This window comes from Larkinella arboricola (assembly GCF_003259745.1).
GTDB lineage: Bacteria > Bacteroidota > Bacteroidia > Cytophagales > Spirosomataceae > Larkinella > Larkinella arboricola.
Genome location: NZ_QLMC01000001.1, coordinates 1,222,452 through 1,239,251, shown reverse-complemented (window position 1 = coordinate 1,239,251; position 16,800 = coordinate 1,222,452). Strand labels below are relative to the sequence as shown.

Annotated in this window: 13 protein-coding genes; 9 read left to right on the top strand and 4 right to left on the bottom strand. The window is 53.6% G+C overall.

All coding sequences use genetic code 11. The features are described from left to right. Positions 1–206: 206 nt before the first annotated feature. The 4 genes from LX87_RS04925 to LX87_RS04910 all read left to right on the top strand — a co-directional run bounded on the left by LX87_RS04925 (position 207) and on the right by LX87_RS04910 (position 5,520). Positions 207–1,400 carry a M48 family metalloprotease gene (locus tag LX87_RS04925; RefSeq protein ID WP_111627029.1) on the top strand — a complete coding sequence of 398 codons (1,194 nt, stop codon included), beginning with the start codon at positions 207–209 and terminating at the stop codon, positions 1,398–1,400. A 270-nt stretch (positions 1,401–1,670) separates the two neighbouring features. Next, a complete protein-coding gene (locus tag LX87_RS04920; protein ID WP_111627028.1) occupies positions 1,671–2,357 on the top strand; it encodes an SDR family NAD(P)-dependent oxidoreductase in 687 nt (228 codons plus the stop codon). Between the two features lie 49 nt (positions 2,358–2,406). Beyond that, the gene (locus LX87_RS04915; RefSeq protein ID WP_111627027.1) at positions 2,407–4,980 is read left to right on the top strand and encodes a glycoside hydrolase family 95 protein; all 2,574 of its coding nucleotides are present in this window, start codon (positions 2,407–2,409) and stop codon (positions 4,978–4,980) included. 105 nt (positions 4,981–5,085) lie between these two features. Then, complete coding sequence (locus LX87_RS04910) at positions 5,086–5,520, top strand: nuclear transport factor 2 family protein (protein ID WP_111627026.1); 435 nt, start codon at positions 5,086–5,088, stop codon at positions 5,518–5,520. A gap of 66 nt (positions 5,521–5,586) precedes the next feature. Here the strand turns inward: LX87_RS04910 and metG are convergent, their stop codons facing one another. Then, positions 5,587–7,668 (bottom strand): methionine--tRNA ligase, encoded by a 2,082-nt coding sequence (metG, locus tag LX87_RS04905; RefSeq protein ID WP_111627025.1) that lies wholly within the window; start codon positions 7,666–7,668, stop codon positions 5,587–5,589. Positions 7,669–7,926: 258 nt separating this feature from the next. On the opposite strand from metG, the gene LX87_RS04900 reads away from it, so the two are divergent. From LX87_RS04900 to LX87_RS04890, 3 genes are all read left to right on the top strand, one after another. Continuing rightward, positions 7,927–8,958: an SDR family NAD(P)-dependent oxidoreductase gene (locus tag LX87_RS04900; RefSeq protein WP_111627024.1), complete on the top strand. Its 1,032-nt coding sequence runs from the start codon at positions 7,927–7,929 to the stop codon at positions 8,956–8,958. Positions 8,959–9,137: 179 nt separating this feature from the next. After that, positions 9,138–10,541, top strand: a complete 1,404-nt coding sequence (locus LX87_RS04895; RefSeq protein WP_111627023.1) for a tetratricopeptide repeat protein — start codon at positions 9,138–9,140, stop codon at positions 10,539–10,541. Between the two features lie 101 nt (positions 10,542–10,642). Next, positions 10,643–11,476: a hypothetical protein gene (locus LX87_RS04890; protein ID WP_111627022.1), complete on the top strand. Its 834-nt coding sequence runs from the start codon at positions 10,643–10,645 to the stop codon at positions 11,474–11,476. Here the strand turns inward: LX87_RS04890 and LX87_RS04885 are convergent. From LX87_RS04885 to LX87_RS28735, 3 genes are read right to left on the bottom strand one after another with little or no spacing between them, the layout of a single operon-like run. Beyond that, complete coding sequence (locus LX87_RS04885) at positions 11,473–12,351, bottom strand: mechanosensitive ion channel family protein (RefSeq protein WP_111627021.1); 879 nt, start codon at positions 12,349–12,351, stop codon at positions 11,473–11,475. The genes LX87_RS04890 and LX87_RS04885 overlap by 4 nt on opposite strands. Before the next feature lie 55 nt (positions 12,352–12,406). Then, entirely contained in the window at positions 12,407–13,405 is a 999-nt protein-coding gene (locus LX87_RS04880; RefSeq protein WP_111627020.1) for a glycosyltransferase family 9 protein, read from the bottom strand. Between the two features lie 52 nt (positions 13,406–13,457). After that, positions 13,458–13,598: a hypothetical protein gene (locus LX87_RS28735; protein WP_170139301.1), complete on the bottom strand. Its 141-nt coding sequence runs from the start codon at positions 13,596–13,598 to the stop codon at positions 13,458–13,460. A 92-nt stretch (positions 13,599–13,690) separates the two neighbouring features. Between LX87_RS28735 and LX87_RS04875 the strand changes: the two genes are divergently transcribed. Together LX87_RS04875 and LX87_RS04870 are read left to right on the top strand one after the other, a co-directional pair. Beyond that, complete coding sequence (locus LX87_RS04875; protein ID WP_111627019.1) at positions 13,691–14,017, top strand: PadR family transcriptional regulator; 327 nt, start codon at positions 13,691–13,693, stop codon at positions 14,015–14,017. A 2-nt stretch (positions 14,018–14,019) separates the two neighbouring features. Further along, entirely contained in the window at positions 14,020–16,746 is a 2,727-nt protein-coding gene (locus LX87_RS04870; protein WP_229310545.1) for an FtsX-like permease family protein, read from the top strand. The last annotated feature ends 54 nt before the right edge of the window (positions 16,747–16,800 follow it).

Sequence of the window (16,800 nt, the reverse complement as noted above, 5' to 3'; positions counted from 1 at the left end):
GCCATCGTGCTGTCTAATAAAGTGGGTCGTAGCTCTTCACAGAAACCGTTACAATTTTTCTCTTACTCCCCTCGTACCGGAAATTACTGAGTCATAGGCACGGATTAACAGACAGTAAAAATTATCCAACAGGCTTTTTAGCAGACAATATTGCCTTATCTTGACCAGCAATCTTTCTTATCAATCCCTAAACTAAGTGTTAGTAAATGAAAAACATCAACCTTTTTACCACGCTCCTCGGGCTTTTTTTTCTGGTTACCAGTTGTGAAACCGACACCTTAACCATTCCGCAGGATAGACTACACTCCCGCCATGCTTCCGCCCGACAAGCCGCGTCACCTGCGGCTGCGTTGAAAGCAAGGCTCGCCCAATTGCAGGCATCGTTGCCCGCCAGCTACGGAGGAAAACTAAAACCCATCCCGGCTCTTTCGGGTAAAGTTGATCCGCAGTACCGGGAGTTGGTTACCCGGGCGCTGGGGGCCATTGAACCTACTCCCTGTGAGACCAATACCCGCATTAATCTCTGGCTGGATGAACAGCTGACCGATTGGGATAGAGAAGTGATTTCGTTGGTTTACGAAACCGCCATGCTCGATCTGCCCACTTACTATACCCTCGTTTTTGAAAATAGCTCTGCGAACCAGACCTTTGGTGTAAAGGGTGAATACACCCAGAAGCTGACCAAAACCTTCAAGGACCTGAAACGGTTCTGGAACATAGAATCCAGCGATATTGCCCTGGTAGCCATGCATGGAAGCATGCTGCGCGACCGGACCAAACTGATTAAAACGTATATGGTTGTCTACGGCCTGCCATCTTCGCTGGCGGCTGCTTATGCGGATATCGTAATCGATGCTCTGACTTATTTGCCGCAATACCGGAACGGCGACCACCCGATCTTTACCTTCAACGCCTTTGCACAATCGTCTTTCAACCTGCCGGGTGTGGGACTGATTCCCGACAAAATTGTGATGGGCGACGGTATCATGGCTGCCTACACTGCCATTGGATACGGTGATGTAGCAGTACCGGCCATCCTGGCCCATGAATTTGGTCATCATATTCAGTTCCAGTTAGACTTATTCGGTGACGAATCTAGTCCGGAAGCGACCCGCCGGACAGAGTTGATGGCGGATGCCTATTCTGCTTATTATCTCTCCCACGCCCGAGGAGCTTCCATGCAGTGGAAACGCGTTCAACAGTTCCTCCAGGTGTTTTATAACATCGGCGACTGTGGATTCACCAGCGACGGGCATCATGGCACCCCCACGCAACGAATGGCAGCCGCCGAATGGGGTTACAATGTGGCCAACAATGCGCAGAAGCAAGGACATATTCTGACGGCTCAACAGTTTACCGCCCTCTTCGAAGCGCAACTCCCCTCCCTGGTTACGCAGTAAAACCATTAGCTTACAAAGCTTTTTAATAAAAAAGAGCGAATCAAACATTCGCTCTTTTTTATTGGTCTTACCCTACTTCGCTTCGCCCATATCGCTTTTCAGAACTCCAGCAATTGGTTTGCCCATAGTCAAAGCGACCGGGTCAGATTAGGCGAAAATTCAGGAACGCCCCGGGAGCCGATCATTATCTTCCCCGTATTTCAATCCGGCTTTTTTTGGAATAGGTCCGTTCCCTGCCTTACTTTGGATTTTCACTCTTATCACGATCGCATGTCTACCGTTTTATTGACGGGTGGAGCCGGTGGCCTGGGCCGCGCCATCACCCAGAATCTGCTCAAAAGCGGCCATACCGTAGTGGCAACCCTCGAACCGGGCGGCCACAAACTCGCTGCCCAACCCAACCTGTTTCCCCACGAACTTGACCTGACCGACGAAGCGGGCTGTCAGGCGCTGGTGCAGCAGATCGTAGCCGAGCACGGCAAAATCGATGCAGCCGTTTTGCTGGTGGGCGGTTTCGCGATGGGGTCGATCAGTGAGACGGATTTTGCTGCCGTCGATAAAATGTACCGCCTGAACTTTCAGACGACCTACCAAATGGTTCGGCCTGTGTTTGAACACATGAGCGGACAACCCGATGGCGGGCGGCTGGTGCTGGTGGGGGCCCGGCCCGCGCTGGTCCCGTCGGCAGGTCAGCATATGGTGGCTTACGCCCTGTCCAAATCGCTGGTGATCCAGTTGTCAGAAATCATCAATGCCGCCGGGAAAGATAAGAATATTGTGTCAACGGTATTGGTTCCGAGCACCATCGACACGCCCGCCAACCGGCAAGCCATGCCCAACGCCGATCCGGCCCATTGGGTCAAACCCGACGATATTGCCGAGCTGGTCGATTTCGTGACGTTCGGAGCCGGAAAAATGCTGCGCGAACCGGTTTTAAAAGTGTATAACAAAGCCTGACGTCGGGTACCGGTAGAGTAATTTTTCGTATCGATTCACTTTTAAACGTATGCACGTATTTACGCCTTGCTTGCGAAAAGGCCGTCCATTCCTATCCCGAAAAACCGTCTGGGTTAGTCTGTTCTGGCTCGTTACAAATGCACTTCTGGCGCAAAAGCCGTCGGCGATCTGGTACCGGCAACCCGCCCGCAACTGGAACGAAGCCCTTCCGGTGGGCAACGGGCGACTGGGCGCGATGGTATTTGGCCGGGCAACTGACGAACTGATTCAACTGAACGAATCGTCGCTCTGGTCGGGCGGACCGGTCAACCGCAACCCGAATCCCGGAGTTGCCAAATACCTGCCCGAAATCCGGGAAGCCCTTTTTCGGGAAGATTACAAGGCTGCAGCCAAACTAACCCAACAGCTACAGGGCCTGTATACGGAAGCCTACCAGCCACTCGGCGATTTGCTGCTAAAACAAACCCTTTCGGGTCAGCCAACGGATTATTACCGCGATCTGAACATCACCAACGCCACCTCGACCACCCGTTTTCGGGCCGACGGTGTTACCTACACCCGTGAAATCTTTGCGTCTGCACCCGATCAGGTCATTGTCCTGCGGTTGACTGCCGACAAAAAAGGAACCCTGAATGTAACGGCAGCCGCCCGAAGCGTTCATCCGGTCACGAAAACCGTGGCGGGGCGCGATGAACTGGTCATTCGCGGCAAAGCGCCCGCCCACGCCGATCCGAATTACGTCAACTACAATCCCAAACCGGTACTTTACGACGATGCCGACGGTTGCCGGGGGATGCGGTTTGACTGGCGCGTGAAAGTCCGCTCCACCGACGGTACGGTTTCGGCTGATACCGCCGGAATCCGGATTCAGAACGCGACCGAAGCGGTTTTACTGCTGACGGCGGCCACCAGTTTTAACGGTTTTGACAAATGCCCCGACCGCGAAGGCCGCGACGAAAAACAACTGGCCGATGGTTACCTGAAAAAAGCCGTTGCCAAAACCGTTGACGCCATCCGCCGAAACCACATCGCTGATTATCAACGGTATTTCAACCGGACCACCTTCACGCTGGGCAATGCCGCCCCGGTCAATCTGCCGATGGACGAGCGACTACAGCGGTATGCGGAAGGGGCCGCCGATCCGGAACTCGAATCATTGTATTTTCAATTTGGGCGGTATCTGCTCATCTCAAGCTCGCGACCCGGCGGCATTCCGGCCAATTTGCAGGGCCTCTGGAACCCAATGGTGCGCCCGCCCTGGAGCAGCAATTACACGACCAACATCAACACCGAGATGAATTACTGGCCGGCGGAAATGGTCAACCTGTCGGAACTGCACACGCCCCTGCTCGACTGGATCAGCTACATGGCGGCAACGGGTCGTGAAACAACGAAAAACTTCTACAACGCCCGCGGCTGGACCATTCACCACAACTCCGACCTCTGGGGCACCAGCAACCCCGTGGGCGACAAGGGGAAAGGCGATCCATCGTGGGCCAACTGGGCTATGGGCGGGGCCTGGCTGTCTCAGCATTTATATGACCATTACCTGTTTACGGGCGACAAAAAATACCTGCGCGAGTACGCCTATCCGCTCATGAAAGACGCGGCCCAGTTCTGCCTCGACTGGCTGGTGCCGGACAAACAAGGCCGTCTGGTTACCGCACCCGCCACCTCGCCCGAAAACATTTTTATCACCGATCAGGGCGTCAAGCAATCGGTGTCCGTTGCCACGACGATGGATATGGGGCTGATCTGGGATGTATTCTCAAATGTCATTCAGGCATCCGAACAATTGGGCATCGACGCCGATTTCCGGAAAACCGTCGCCGACAAAAAACGCCAGTTGTTTCCGTTGCAAATTGGTCAGAAGGGGAATTTGCAGGAATGGTATAAAGACTGGCAGGACGAAGATCCGCAACACCGCCACGTGTCACACCTGTACGTGCTGCACCCGGGCCGGGAGGTTTCGCCCCTGACGACACCGAAGTTGGCCGAAGCCGCCCGAAAAACGCTTGAAATCCGGGGCGACGGCGGAACCGGCTGGAGCAAATCCTGGAAAATCAACTTCTGGGCGCGGCTACACGATGGCAACCACGCGTACAAACTCCTGCGCGAACTGCTGAAACTGACGGGCATGGAAGGCACCGATTACGCCAAAGGGGGAGGCACCTATCCGAACCTGTTCTGTGCTCACCCGCCGTTCCAGATAGACGGCAATTTTGGTGGCACGTCGGGCATCGGCGAAATGCTGCTGCAAAGCCACGACGGCCTGCTGAACCTGCTGCCCGCCCGCCCCGATGCCTGGGCTGATGGGGAAGTAAAAGGGCTGAAAGCGCGCGGTGGTTACGAACTGGACATGACCTGGAAAGCAGGAAAGCTGACCCGCGTGGCCGTTCGTTCGGCGCTGGGCGGCAACTGCCGATTGCGGGTGGCAAACGCGCTTAAAGGCGACAGCAAAACCCGGCTGCAAACTGTCAGTGGCAAGAATCCGAATCCGTTTTATCAACAACCGGAAAACCAGTACCAGACCAGCTCGCCGGAAACACCCGCCAACGGTGTCTGGGTCTATGATCTGAAAACCGAACCCGGTAAAACATACGTCTTGCTGGGCGCTAATTAATTCCAGACAAAAGAGTAAAGTTCTGCGTTTCGCATCTCTTGTCTCACGTCTTGTGTCTCTTGTCTATTCGTTCATTTCTTTATTACAACTCAAATCAGATTACCCATGAAAACCCTGAAATGCCTGTTAATGCTGTTGTTTGTTGCGGGAAACGTAATGGCCACCAACCCCACCAAAGATGAGAAACAAGCCGTTGAACAAGCCGTTGAGAAGCTGCGAAAAGCCATCATCGACGCCGACAAAGCCGCCCTCGCAGCACTGACTACCGACCAGCTGACCTACGGCCACTCAAACGGTTTGGTGGAAGACAAAGACGCTTTCATCAAAGCGCTGGTGAGCGGAGAATCAGACTTCACCTCCATCGATTTAACAGACCAGACGGTGACGGTGGTCGATAATACAGCCTGGGTTCGGCACAAACTGGCGGGCAACACCAACAACAAGGGCGTTCCGGGCACAGCCAAACTATCGGTATTGATGGTCTGGGTGAAACAGAAAGGCGGCTGGAAATTGCTGGCACGTCAGGCCGTCAAAATTTAACGCCCATCCCCAAAAAACAAAAAAGGAGGCCACGGCCTCCTTTTTTAGTTTCTATCTACCAGATCATCAGCTTACCGTTCCGCCGTTCCAGACGGCTTTGTCGGGGCTGATGAGCGATAAACTACCATCTCGGTCTTCGGCCATCAGAATCATGCCCTGCGATTCGAGGCCCATCATCTTGCGGGGGGCCAGGTTTGCCAGGAACGTTACCTGCGTACCGATGAGTTTTTCGGGCTCAAAGTGTTTGGCAATGCCGCTCAGAATCTGGCGCTGGCCGGTGCCGTCGTCTACTTTCAGTTTCAGGAGCTTATCACTTTTCGAAACGCGCTCGGCTTCCACGATGGTACCGATGCGGATGTCCATTTTAGCGAAATCGTCGTATTGAATCACCGGCTTGGCTTCCGGTACGGTTTTGGTGGCCAGTTCGTTCATGCGTTTGGCTTCGTGCAGTTTAGCGATTTGTTGATTAATCAGGTCATCTTCCAGCTTCTCGAACAGCAGCACCGCTTCACCCAGCGCATGGCCATCGGGCAGCAAATCCGCTTTGCCCGCATTGATCCAGTGGAAGGCCGTGCCGGTGGCATCTTCCGGCGTGATGTTGGCGGTATTCAGCAGCTTACGAAGTTTCTCGGCCGTAAACGGCATGAACGGTTCGCAGACAATGCTGAGGTTGGCCGAAATCTGCAAGGCCAGGTTCAGAATCGTGTTAACGCGCAACGGGTCAGTTTTGGCAACCTTCCACGGTTCCGTTTCGGCCAGATACTTGTTACCCAACCGCGCCAGATCCAGCAAATGGGCCAGAGCTTCGCGGAAACGGTATTGCTCGATGGCCTGCCCGATGCGGTCCGGAAACTGCGCCAGTTCGTCCAGCACGGCCCGATCCAATTCCGTCAGCGACCCTTTGGGTGGTACCTTGCCTTCGCAGAATTTCTGGGTCAGCACCATCGCCCGGTTCACGAAGTTACCGAACACGCCAACGAGTTCGCTGTTGTTGCGAGTCTGGAAATCTTTCCAGGTAAACTCGCTGTCCTTGGTTTCGGGCGCATTGGCCGCCAGCACATAGCGCAATACATCCTGCTTGCCCGGCAATTCGTTCAGATACTCGTGCAGCCAGACCGCCCAGTTCCGCGAGGTCGAAATTTTGTCGCCCTCCAGGTTCATGAACTCGTTGGCGGGGACGTTGTCGGCCAGAATATAGTTATTTTCGTGCATCAGCATCGCCGGGAAAATGATGCAGTGAAACACAATGTTGTCTTTCCCGATGAAGTGAACGAGCTTGGTGTCCTTGTCGCGCCAGTACAGCTCCCAATCGCGGCCCTGCTGCTCGGCCCACTCTTTCGTCATCGAAATATACCCGATCGGCGCGTCGAACCAGACGTACAGCACCTTGCCTTCGGTGTCGGGCAGCGGCACTTTAATGCCCCAGTCGAGGTCGCGGGTCATGGCACGGGGCCGCAATCCTTCCTTAAGCCACGACTGGCACTGCCCCATCACGTTGGTTTTCCATTCCGGGTGGCTGTTCACGTATTCTTCAATGCGAGGCTGCATCCGGTCGAGGGGCAAATACCAGTTTTTGGTTGCTTTCAGTACGGGTTTGGAGCCGGAGAGCATCGAGCGCAGCGGTTCTTTTAACTCCGTCGGGCTGAGCGTTGAACCGCAGCGTTCGCACTGATCGCCGTAGGCGTTTTCGTTGGCGCAGACCGGGCAGACGCCGATGATGTAACGGTCGGCCAGAAACTGCCTGGCGGTTTCGTCGTAATACTGCTCGGTGATTTCCTCGGTGAAGTTGCCGGAGTTGTACAGGTTCAGAAAAAACTCTCGCGATGTTTCGTGGTGAATCGGTTTGGACGTGCGCGAATAAATATCAAACGATATTCCAAACTCCTCGAACGACCGCTTGATCTGGCCGTAGTATTTATCGACCACTTCCTGCGGGGTAATGCCTTCTTTCTGAGCGCGGATGGTGATCGGGACGCCGTGCTCGTCGGTGCCGCTGATGAAGGCCACATCCTTGCCCGTGGCCCGGAGGTACCGCACGTAAATATCGGCGGGCAGGTAACAACCGGCGATGTGTCCGATGTGGATCGGGCCGTTGGCGTAAATCAGGGCCGCCGTGACGGTATAGCGCTGCGGATTTTCTAGTGACATGTGCTTCGGTTTACGGTTTGCGATTGATGGTTCCTGATGCGTGAGCCGGGGCCAGACCGGCGTTGACCCGTATCTGAACCTTGAACCCAAAACCTAATTTTGGCGCGAAATTAGCAAATCGGCGGCAAACGTTGTTATGTTTACAAATTGGATGGTACGAACCGTACCATGATTAAGTGAACGCTTATTAACGGGCCGGTTACGGATAACAACATGGAAACCACGAATAATTTCCTGAACTGGGTTGAAAATCACTAAATGACTTCCTCACAACCTGACATTACGCTTATTACCGGCGCCAACGGCCTGATCGGCAGCCACATTGTCCGGCGGTATCTCGACGCGGGCCGGAACGTGGCCGCCCTCCGACGCACCGGTAGCGATCTGCACCTGCTCCACGATATTCAGGACCGGATTACCTGGCTCGAAGGTGACATTCTGGACATTCCGGCACTGGAAGAAGCCGTGCAGACCGTACAGGCCAGCGGCACGGTGGATGTGGTTCACGTAGCCGCCATGATTTCGTACCAGCCCAAAGACCGCGCCCGCATGGACAAGGTCAACGTGGAAGGTACGGCCAACGTGGTCAATGTCTGTCTGGCGAAGGGCGTTCGAAAATTGGGCTACGTGAGTTCGGTGGCCGCCGTGGGCCGCCCGACGGTCAAAGGAGATACCGGAAAGCTCCTGGTGATCAACGAGGAGCAGCGCTGGGAGGAATCCCCGCAAAATTCGTTTTACGGGCAAACCAAATACCGGGCGGAGCTGGAAGTCTGGCGCGGCATGGCCGAAGGGCTGCATGCCGTGATCGTCAACCCGTCGCTGGTGCTGGGCGAGGGCGACTGGACACGCAGCAGCACCCAACTGTTCAAGTATGCCTTCGACGAAAAACCGTTTTATCCCGCCGGTATTGTTAATCTGGTCGATGTGCGGGATGTGGCCGAAGCGGTTTTCCAATTGATGCAAAGCCCGATCACCGCCGAACGGTTTATCCTGACAGCCACGACCTTACCCTACAAAACATTCCTGGACAAACTGGCCGATGCGCTGGGCAAAAAAAGGCCCAAATACCGTGTTCCGCCGAAATTGACGCAACTGCTGTGGCCGCTCGAAGCCGTCCGCTCCTGGTTTACGGGCAAGGCTCCGCTCATTACCCGGGAAACCGCCCGCTCGGCTTCGGGACTCTACCAATACGACGGTCGGAAGATTGAAACGGTGCTGCCTTTTCGTTATCGTAATATTGACGAAACGATTCAGCGGATTTGTATGTTCTTCAAACAGAAGAAGGGGTAATTTACCGAGCATTTTGGTAAAAACCTGATCGCCAATTCCTGCCAAAAATGCGACAAAGCCAGTCGCTACATTTTTTCCCGGAATGGTTGCGAAACAGAATATTAGTTGTATATTTCTACTACATTTCCACGCACAAGAGTGGTGTATAGAATATACGTAACCCCTGTAACGATGTGAATATGGAGCAAGAGTTTGAGGAAAGAGAAAGCGAAATAAAAGCCTCTATACAGCGGTTTGAAAGTATGCTGGGAGGTACTGAAACCCAATTTTTCGACCTGGATGTTTACGAACAGATGGTCGAGCATTACATGGAAGAGGGCGATCTGGAAAAAGCCATGATGGCCTGCGACGCCGGACTCGGAAACTTTCCCTACTCGCTGGAGTTAATGTTGGACAAAGCGCAGTTGCTAGCCACCAGCGGGAAGTTTGAGCAGGCGCTAAGCCTTCTTGATAAAGCCGCTCTCTACAACCCCAGTGATCTGGATATTCAGTACATGCAGGGAACCATCAGTAATCTGGCCGGTAATTACGAACAATCCATTGAGATTCTGACCGATTTGCTGGAAACCGCCGACGAGAAAGACGATATCTACTTTCAGATTGGACAGACCTACCAGAACTGGGGCAAATACGAAGAGGCCATCGATAACTACAAAACATCGATTCACCACAACATCAACAATGAAAACTCCCTGTACGAACTGGCGTTTTGCCTGGATCTGATGGGAGAACTGGAAAACAGCCTGGATTATTACCAGCAACTGATCGACCGCGATCCGTATTCGCACAACGCCTGGTATAACATCGGTATTGCCTACAGCAAACTCAGCCGCTACAAGGAAGCGGCTGAAGCGTATGATTACGCGACGATTATCAAGGAAGACTTCGCGTCGGCGTACTTCAATCTGGGCAATACCTACATGAACCTCAACGAGTTTGTCAAGGCCGAGGAAGCCTACCGCAACACGCTGAAGTATGAGGAAGCCACCGCTGAAACCTATTGTTACCTGGGAGCCAGTCTGGAAAAACAAAACCGGTATGGCGAGGCCATTACCCGCTACCGGGATGCCGTTCGGTTGGACAACCTGTGGGACGAAGGGTATTACGGCATTGGTGTTTGCCTGAGCGAACTGGGAAAGTGGCACGAATCCATTCCGTTTCTGCGGAAAGCCGTCAAGCTGAACGAGAAAAACGCCGAATACTGGCTGGCTTTAGCCGAAACCGAGTATAAACTGGGCAACGGTGTGTCGAGCATCGAAGCGTTCGAGAAAGCCGTTGAAGCCGATCCGGCCAATATCGACATTTACCTGCAATGGTCGCTGGTGATGTTCGATCAGGGCGATTTTAGCCGGGCTCATGAAATTATTGAAATGGGAATCGAGGAGTTGCCGCAGGAGGCCGATCTGTACTACCGCGCGGTGATTTACCTCATTCATGCCGGTTCCTACCGCGAGGCCTTGGTTAGCCTGGAAGCCGCCCTGACGCTCAACTACGATCTGCACGTTCAGTTGTTCGACTTTTTCCCGGAGCTGGAAAAACAGAAGGCCTTGTACAAAATTATTGAGCAATATCGCAAAAATTGATTTGACCCATTCCGGTAAAAAAAGCTACTCTATTCAGTGTAGCTTTTTTTACGGGCATAGTTTTTGCGCCCGATTCTACGATTCATCCATCCCCTAACGTTATGACGAAAACGCTTTTACCCTTCCTCTTTCTGGGCATTCTGATCGGATTGAGCATTTCCCACTCATCGGCCGCTCAGAGTCGGCTTAAGAAAATCACGTATTCAGATGGTAGCGTACGGCAGTTTTTTTATGATGCGACCGGCAAACTGACCAAAGAAGAACTCACGCGTGATAAGGCCCCCGTCAGCCAGGTTCAGCACGGTTATGGCACTGCCGGTAAACTGACGACCTATTCCATGCAGTACGTACACCCCGAAACGCCTTGGAATGTGGGTTACTCCGAACAGTATAATTACAATCCACAGGGCCGTCTAAGCTCGAAAGTACGCTACCTGCTCCACAAGGGTGCCACGGCGGGCAAGACCGACAAATCCGTCTTTTTTTCGGACTCGCTGATCTACAATACCAGCGGGCAAATTGTGGGCCGTCAGCGTTATACCTACGCAACCACCCAGGGTCTGACAGGCAAGTCGCCGGTTACGCTGACCACCCACCAGTACCGTTACAACGACCGGGGTAATCTGGCAGAAGAAACTGTGACCACCGTTCCGCTGCAACGCCACGCGGCTGCCTCCTCGCAAACCCGCCGGATTGTCTACGAATACGACAACAAACCCAACCCATACCGCCTGACCGACTGCCCGATTTTTGACGAGATGAGCTGGTCGGCAAACAATTGCATCCGGGCTTCAACGTATCTGGTGAGTGCAGGCAGCACGGCCAAACCGTCCGTCAACGAATACCGGTATGTGTACAGCAACAACCTGCCCGTCAGACGGGTACAGGCCAACAATTCGACGGTCCTGGAGCAGTACGAGTACGAAACGCTTTAAGACTGCGTTCCCGCTGTAGATTCATTCGCCCGCTTTTTGAGGTCGTAGGTGTGCGGTGGAAACATCATCAGCACGTCGTTTTCCCGAAAAGCCTGTTTGACGGCCTTAATGGCTTCGCTGAGGGCTTTGGTCGCATCGTTTTTGGTCGGATCAATCCAGAACCAGACCATAAACTGAACCATGTCAATGGTAAGGCCCTTATAGTGCATTTCTACCGGCTTGTCTTTCCGGATAAACGGCAGTGCTTTCACGGCACTGATGGCTACTTTTTGCGCCTTCGCCAGATCGTCGAGGTGCGAAACGCCCGCCGTTAATTCAATCCGTTGCAGCCCCGTGCGCGAGAAGTTGATGATCGGTTTCTGAAAAACGTCTTTGCTCGGAATTTCAATGGTTTGCCCCGCGCCGTTGTCCAGCACCACCGAGCGAAGTTTGATGTTAACAACGCGCCCCTGAAAACCGTTGGTTTCGACAATGTTGCCGACTTCGATGGGCCGCTGAATGGCAATGATGGTTCCCGAAATGAAATTGGCCGTCAGGTCCTGAAACGCAAAACCAACCGCCAGCGCCAGCACACCCGCCCCGGCCAGCAGCGAAGTGACGGTTTTCTCAAGCCCCAGCACGTCCAGCGCAATAAACAACCCCAGGGCCAGCGCCAGCAGTTGGGCCACGGTGCCGGTCAGGTTAATGAGCGAAACGTTGTTGCTGAAACGGCCAAAACTCCGCACCACCAGCCGCCGGAAATACCGGGAAAGGATATTGAAAAAAGCAATGACCAACAGCGCCACAACCAGATTCGGCACCAGAATTACGGCAGTTTTGCCCCAGCTTTCGAGTTGTCCAAAAATCAGTCGGGCTATTTGTTCCAGATTGAGCATATACTAAAAAATTAGGCCGGTAGAAACCGTCGCAGCAGGGCTTCCTTCGGCGGAATCAGGCCAGCAGCGGTTGCAGTAACTGGTCCGTCCGAATTCCGTAGGCACACTGAAAATGCCCCAGCGGACACGCCTTTCGCCCGTGCAAACTACAGGGTCGGCATTCCAGGATCTCCTCAATTTCAACCACATAGGACACATCAGCCAGCGGACCAAAACCAAACTGCGGTATGGTCGAACAAAAAACGGCGGTAGTGGGCGCATTGACCGCCGACGCCAGGTGCATCGGAGCCGAGTCGTTGACGTAGTTCATCTGCGCCCCCTTCATCAAAGCCGCCGACGCCAGCAGCGATAACTGGCCGGTCAGATTCACCACCCGCTCACTGCCAACGGCCTGCCGAATGCGTTCCGCAGCGTCCCGGTCCGACGGCGCTCCGAGCAAATAAACCGTTAGTGAAGCGGGAAGCTGCCGCACAAAATCAATCCATTTCTCTTCCGGATATTGTTTCGTAAACCAGACGGAGGTGGGCGCCACGCAGATATACGGCCCGGTCTGATACGGTTGTACCTGCGCGAAATCGTCGGGTGATGGATAAAGCCGGGGTTTAAAAACTAACCCGTCGGTAAACCAGCTCACCAGTTCGGTATTGCGGTCAATTTCGTGAATACCCGGCGCAATGTGGTGTTCGATGCGGTGGTTGAAAAAACGGGCAAACGGATTTTTGCTAAAGCCTGCCGTTTCGACAGCGCCCGACAGGGCCGTTAGCAAACCCGTGGCCCCAAACCGTTGCAGGTTGATAACCTTATCGTAACGACGCTGCCGAAGCAGCCGAATGAGCCGGAGCAAATCGCGGTATTTTCCGTTTTTTTTATCCCAGATCAGGACTTCATTCAAATACGGGTGCCCCTTGAGTAAACCTTCGTTGCCTTTCCGCACCAGAAAATCGATGGTGGCTTCGGGAAAGTGAAAATAGAGTTTTTCAATAAGCGAGGTTGCCAGAATAACGTCGCCAATGAAAGCCGTTTGGACAATAAGAAACCGTTGATTCGGGTACATTCAGGAGTATTTCAGGACAAAGTAGTTACATCTCAGCGTAATTATGTCAATATTATAGCAAAAAAACCGGGAGTCCAAAACCGTCCGGCAGAATACCATTGCCCCGGCTTTTCTGCCAACTGGTTCCGCTGGTACGGCCTTGTCCATAATTGTACATCCCCTGTCCGTTTCTGGACAAATTGTAGAGTACCATCTCGTTAAAATAGCCCTCATTTCGTCAAAAAGCCACATTTGTTTCTTTGGCAAGGCATTTGTTTAGCAAATAATAATCAAATCCACTGCATCATGGGCCGACCTTATCTGGGAGAGTTTGAAGAGCTGGTTCTGCTGGCCGTCGCCGTGCTGGACGGGGGCGCATACGGTGTTACCATAGCCGCCGAACTCAAACAGCGTACCGACCGCAGCATCAGCCTGAGCGGAATCCACATCGCTTTATACCGCCTGGAAGAAAAAGGCTTTGTGTCCTCCATGCTCGGCGGGGCCACAGCCGCCCGCGGAGGGCGTCGGAAACGGCTATTTGCCATTACCGCGGCCGGGAAACAAACCCTGCACGAAATGCGGCAGATTCGCAATGAACTCTGGAATGCCATTCCCACCCCAAGCTGCTCGTAGCCATGAAAAAGCCACATCAAAATCCGCCGACGCCCCCAGCCTGGGCCGACCGCCTGCTGGGCGCGCTGTGTCCACCTTATTTACTGGAAGAACTGCTGGGTGACCTGCACGAGCAGTTTGCCGATCAGGCAGCCGAATTCGGGACGGCAAAAGCGCGTCGGCTTTACGGGCTGGAGGTCATTAAATTCTGCCGCCCCTATTTTCTGAAACGCCAGGCTGCCAGCCTGACCCAGTCCGCAACCCGAAAACCCGTTTACCCCGCGAACGATTATTCCCAACCGTTTTTTCTGCATCCGGACATGCTTCGTAATTACTTTAAAATTGCTTTCCGCAGCCTTTGGAAAAGCCGGGGCTATGCGGCCATCAATGTCGTGGGCCTCTCCGTGGCTTTCTGTATCTGCGTTTTCCTTTTCCTGACGGCCTACCTGCAACTGACGTATGATTCGTTTCACCAGGACGGGGACCGGATTTTTCAGACGTATTTTTTCTCAAATGATCCGGAAAAAGCCGTCCGCAGCGGAGGAATGCCCCTTCCTTTTACACCGGCCTTAAAAGCCGATTATCCGGAAGTGGAAGCCGCAGCCCGAATTCTGACGGGCCGCAAAAGTCTGGTGGAAGTAAATGGGAAGTATTTTGACAAACTGGTGGTGCATACCGATCCGGATTTTCTCACTATCTTTTCGTTTCCCTTGCTCAAAGGCAGCCGGGAATTGGCCCTGCGTAACCTGAGCAGCATTGTAATCAGCGAAAACATGGCCCGGACCGTCTTTGGCTCCACTGACGTTGTCGGGAAAGCCGTGCGGGTAGGCAGCGGCAGCGATCGGAAACAATACGTCGTAACCGGTATTCTGAGCGATGCCCCCAACAACTCGTCCATCCAGTACGATGCGCTGATTCGAATTGAAAACACCCCTAATTACCAGAGCGACAAAGATAACTGGAGCGCTGGTTCCCACCCGGTTTTTATCAAATTGTCACCCCGGGTTGATCAGGCTACGCTGGAGAGCCGGTTGAAACCGTTCGCCCAAAAGTATTTTCCCGGAACGCTGGCCGAACTTAAAAAGAAGGGAGCCCAGCCCGACCCGGCGGGCGATCTCTTTGCCGTGCGGTTGCAAAAACTTTCGAACGTTCATTTTGACCGGGAGATAGACGGTGGTAAAGGCACGCCAATCGCCATCGTATACATCCTGCTCGGCATTGGCCTTTTTATTCTGCTGATTGCCTGCATCAATTTCATCAACCTGAGCATCGCCCGGTCGTTCACCCGCGCCCGGGAAGTGGGCGTGCGCAAGTCGCTGGGCGCGCTCAAAAACCAGCTTTTTGTCCAGATCTGGGGCGAATCGACCGTTATTTGCCTGATCGGTTTTGGCGCTGGCGTGCTGCTCGCGTACCTGCTGCTGCCGCAGTTCAATGCCACGTTTGATGCACGGCTGAAACTGTCCTCTATGCTTCAACCGGGTTTTATTGGATTGATTGTCGGTGTGTTTGTGCTGGTAACGCTCATCGCGGGTGGTTATCCGGCCTGGCAAATGGCAAAGTTTAACACGGTGGAAGTCCTGAAAGGCAAACTTTCCCTGAAGCGCCCCGGTGTTTTACGAAACTCGCTGATTGTAACACAGTTTTCGATGGCCTGTCTGCTGGCCTGTTGTACGATCATTGCCGCGCAACAGGTTGATTTTCTGCGCAGCCGACCACTCGGTTTTGACAAAGAGCAGGTGATTAGCATCCCGGTGGGGAATCAGGTGGACGGTCGGCAGGTACTCGGACGGTTGCGGAGCCAACTGGCAACAGACCCGTCGGTAGTGGCCGTGACGGGCACAAGCGTCAACATTGGCCGGGGGCAGGATCGCGTCAGTTCGAGATCGGTATTGGGTTTTACCTACAAAGGCAAAAACATCGCAACCGACTGGCTGCTGGTGGATTACGACTACCTCAAAACCCTCGGTATGAACGTGGTAGCCGGACGGGATTTTGACCGGGCTTATTCAATGGATTCCGTTAACCGGGTGATCGTGACGGAAAGTATGGCGAAAATGCTGGGAGAAACCAATCCGGTGGGCCAGTTGCTGGGCGACGATACCGATTCTTCGGGCACAAAATCGCAGATTATCGGGGTTGTTCCGGACTTTTACCTGTATTCACTGGCGGATAAATCCCGGCCCATTACCATGCATATTTCCCATTCGGAGCCTATTCACTACATTTTTGTGCGGGTCGCTCCGCAAACGCTGGCGGGTTCAATGGAAAAGCTGAAAGCCGTCTGGCAGCAAATAGCCCCCCAGTCGGAATTTATCGCTTCGTTTCTGGACGAAAACGTCGATGCCTGGTATCAGAACGAGGAACGGATGGCCCAGATTTGCAGCCTGGCGTCGGGCATTGCGGTTTTACTGTCCTGCCTGGGGCTGTTTGCCGTTGCCCTGATGATGATTAAACAGCGGACCAAGGAAATTGGCATTCGGAAAGTGATGGGGGCCAGCATCGGCAACATCATCCTGGTGCTCTCGCGGGACTTTGTCAAACTGGTGGTTCTGGCCTTACTGATTGCCCTGCCGATAGCCTGGTTTCTGATGAATACGTGGCTGGACAATTACCTGCAACGCATCGAGATCAGCCTCTGGGTTTTCCTTGGAGTGGGGCTGGCCGCCATCCTGATTGCGCTGGCAACGGTTAGCATTCACACAATCAAAGCCGCTTTGGTGAACCCCGTAACGAGTTTGCGAAGCGAATAAATAGTTACCCCTATTAACAGTGAGGCATTCCTTTTGTGAAGCCTCACTGTTAAT

What these genes read in the sequence shown, in the direction of transcription:
- LX87_RS04925 (WP_111627029.1), top strand. Translation starts at nt 207, where the DNA reads ATGAAAAACATCAACCTTTTTACCACGCTCCTCGGGCTTTTTTTTCTG.
- LX87_RS04920 (WP_111627028.1), top strand. Translation starts at nt 1,671, where the DNA reads ATGTCTACCGTTTTATTGACGGGTGGAGCCGGTGGCCTGGGCCGCGCC.
- LX87_RS04915 (WP_111627027.1), top strand. Translation starts at nt 2,407, where the DNA reads ATGCACGTATTTACGCCTTGCTTGCGAAAAGGCCGTCCATTCCTATCC.
- LX87_RS04910 (WP_111627026.1), top strand. Translation starts at nt 5,086, where the DNA reads ATGAAAACCCTGAAATGCCTGTTAATGCTGTTGTTTGTTGCGGGAAAC.
- metG (WP_111627025.1), bottom strand. Translation starts at nt 7,668, where the DNA reads ATGTCACTAGAAAATCCGCAGCGCTATACCGTCACGGCGGCCCTGATT.
- LX87_RS04900 (WP_111627024.1), top strand. Translation starts at nt 7,927, where the DNA reads ATGACTTCCTCACAACCTGACATTACGCTTATTACCGGCGCCAACGGC.
- LX87_RS04895 (WP_111627023.1), top strand. Translation starts at nt 9,138, where the DNA reads ATGGAGCAAGAGTTTGAGGAAAGAGAAAGCGAAATAAAAGCCTCTATA.
- LX87_RS04890 (WP_111627022.1), top strand. Translation starts at nt 10,643, where the DNA reads ATGACGAAAACGCTTTTACCCTTCCTCTTTCTGGGCATTCTGATCGGA.
- LX87_RS04885 (WP_111627021.1), bottom strand. Translation starts at nt 12,351, where the DNA reads ATGCTCAATCTGGAACAAATAGCCCGACTGATTTTTGGACAACTCGAA.
- LX87_RS04880 (WP_111627020.1), bottom strand. Translation starts at nt 13,405, where the DNA reads ATGTACCCGAATCAACGGTTTCTTATTGTCCAAACGGCTTTCATTGGC.
- LX87_RS28735 (WP_170139301.1), bottom strand. Translation starts at nt 13,598, where the DNA reads ATGGTACTCTACAATTTGTCCAGAAACGGACAGGGGATGTACAATTAT.
- LX87_RS04875 (WP_111627019.1), top strand. Translation starts at nt 13,691, where the DNA reads ATGGGCCGACCTTATCTGGGAGAGTTTGAAGAGCTGGTTCTGCTGGCC.
- LX87_RS04870 (WP_229310545.1), top strand. Translation starts at nt 14,020, where the DNA reads ATGAAAAAGCCACATCAAAATCCGCCGACGCCCCCAGCCTGGGCCGAC.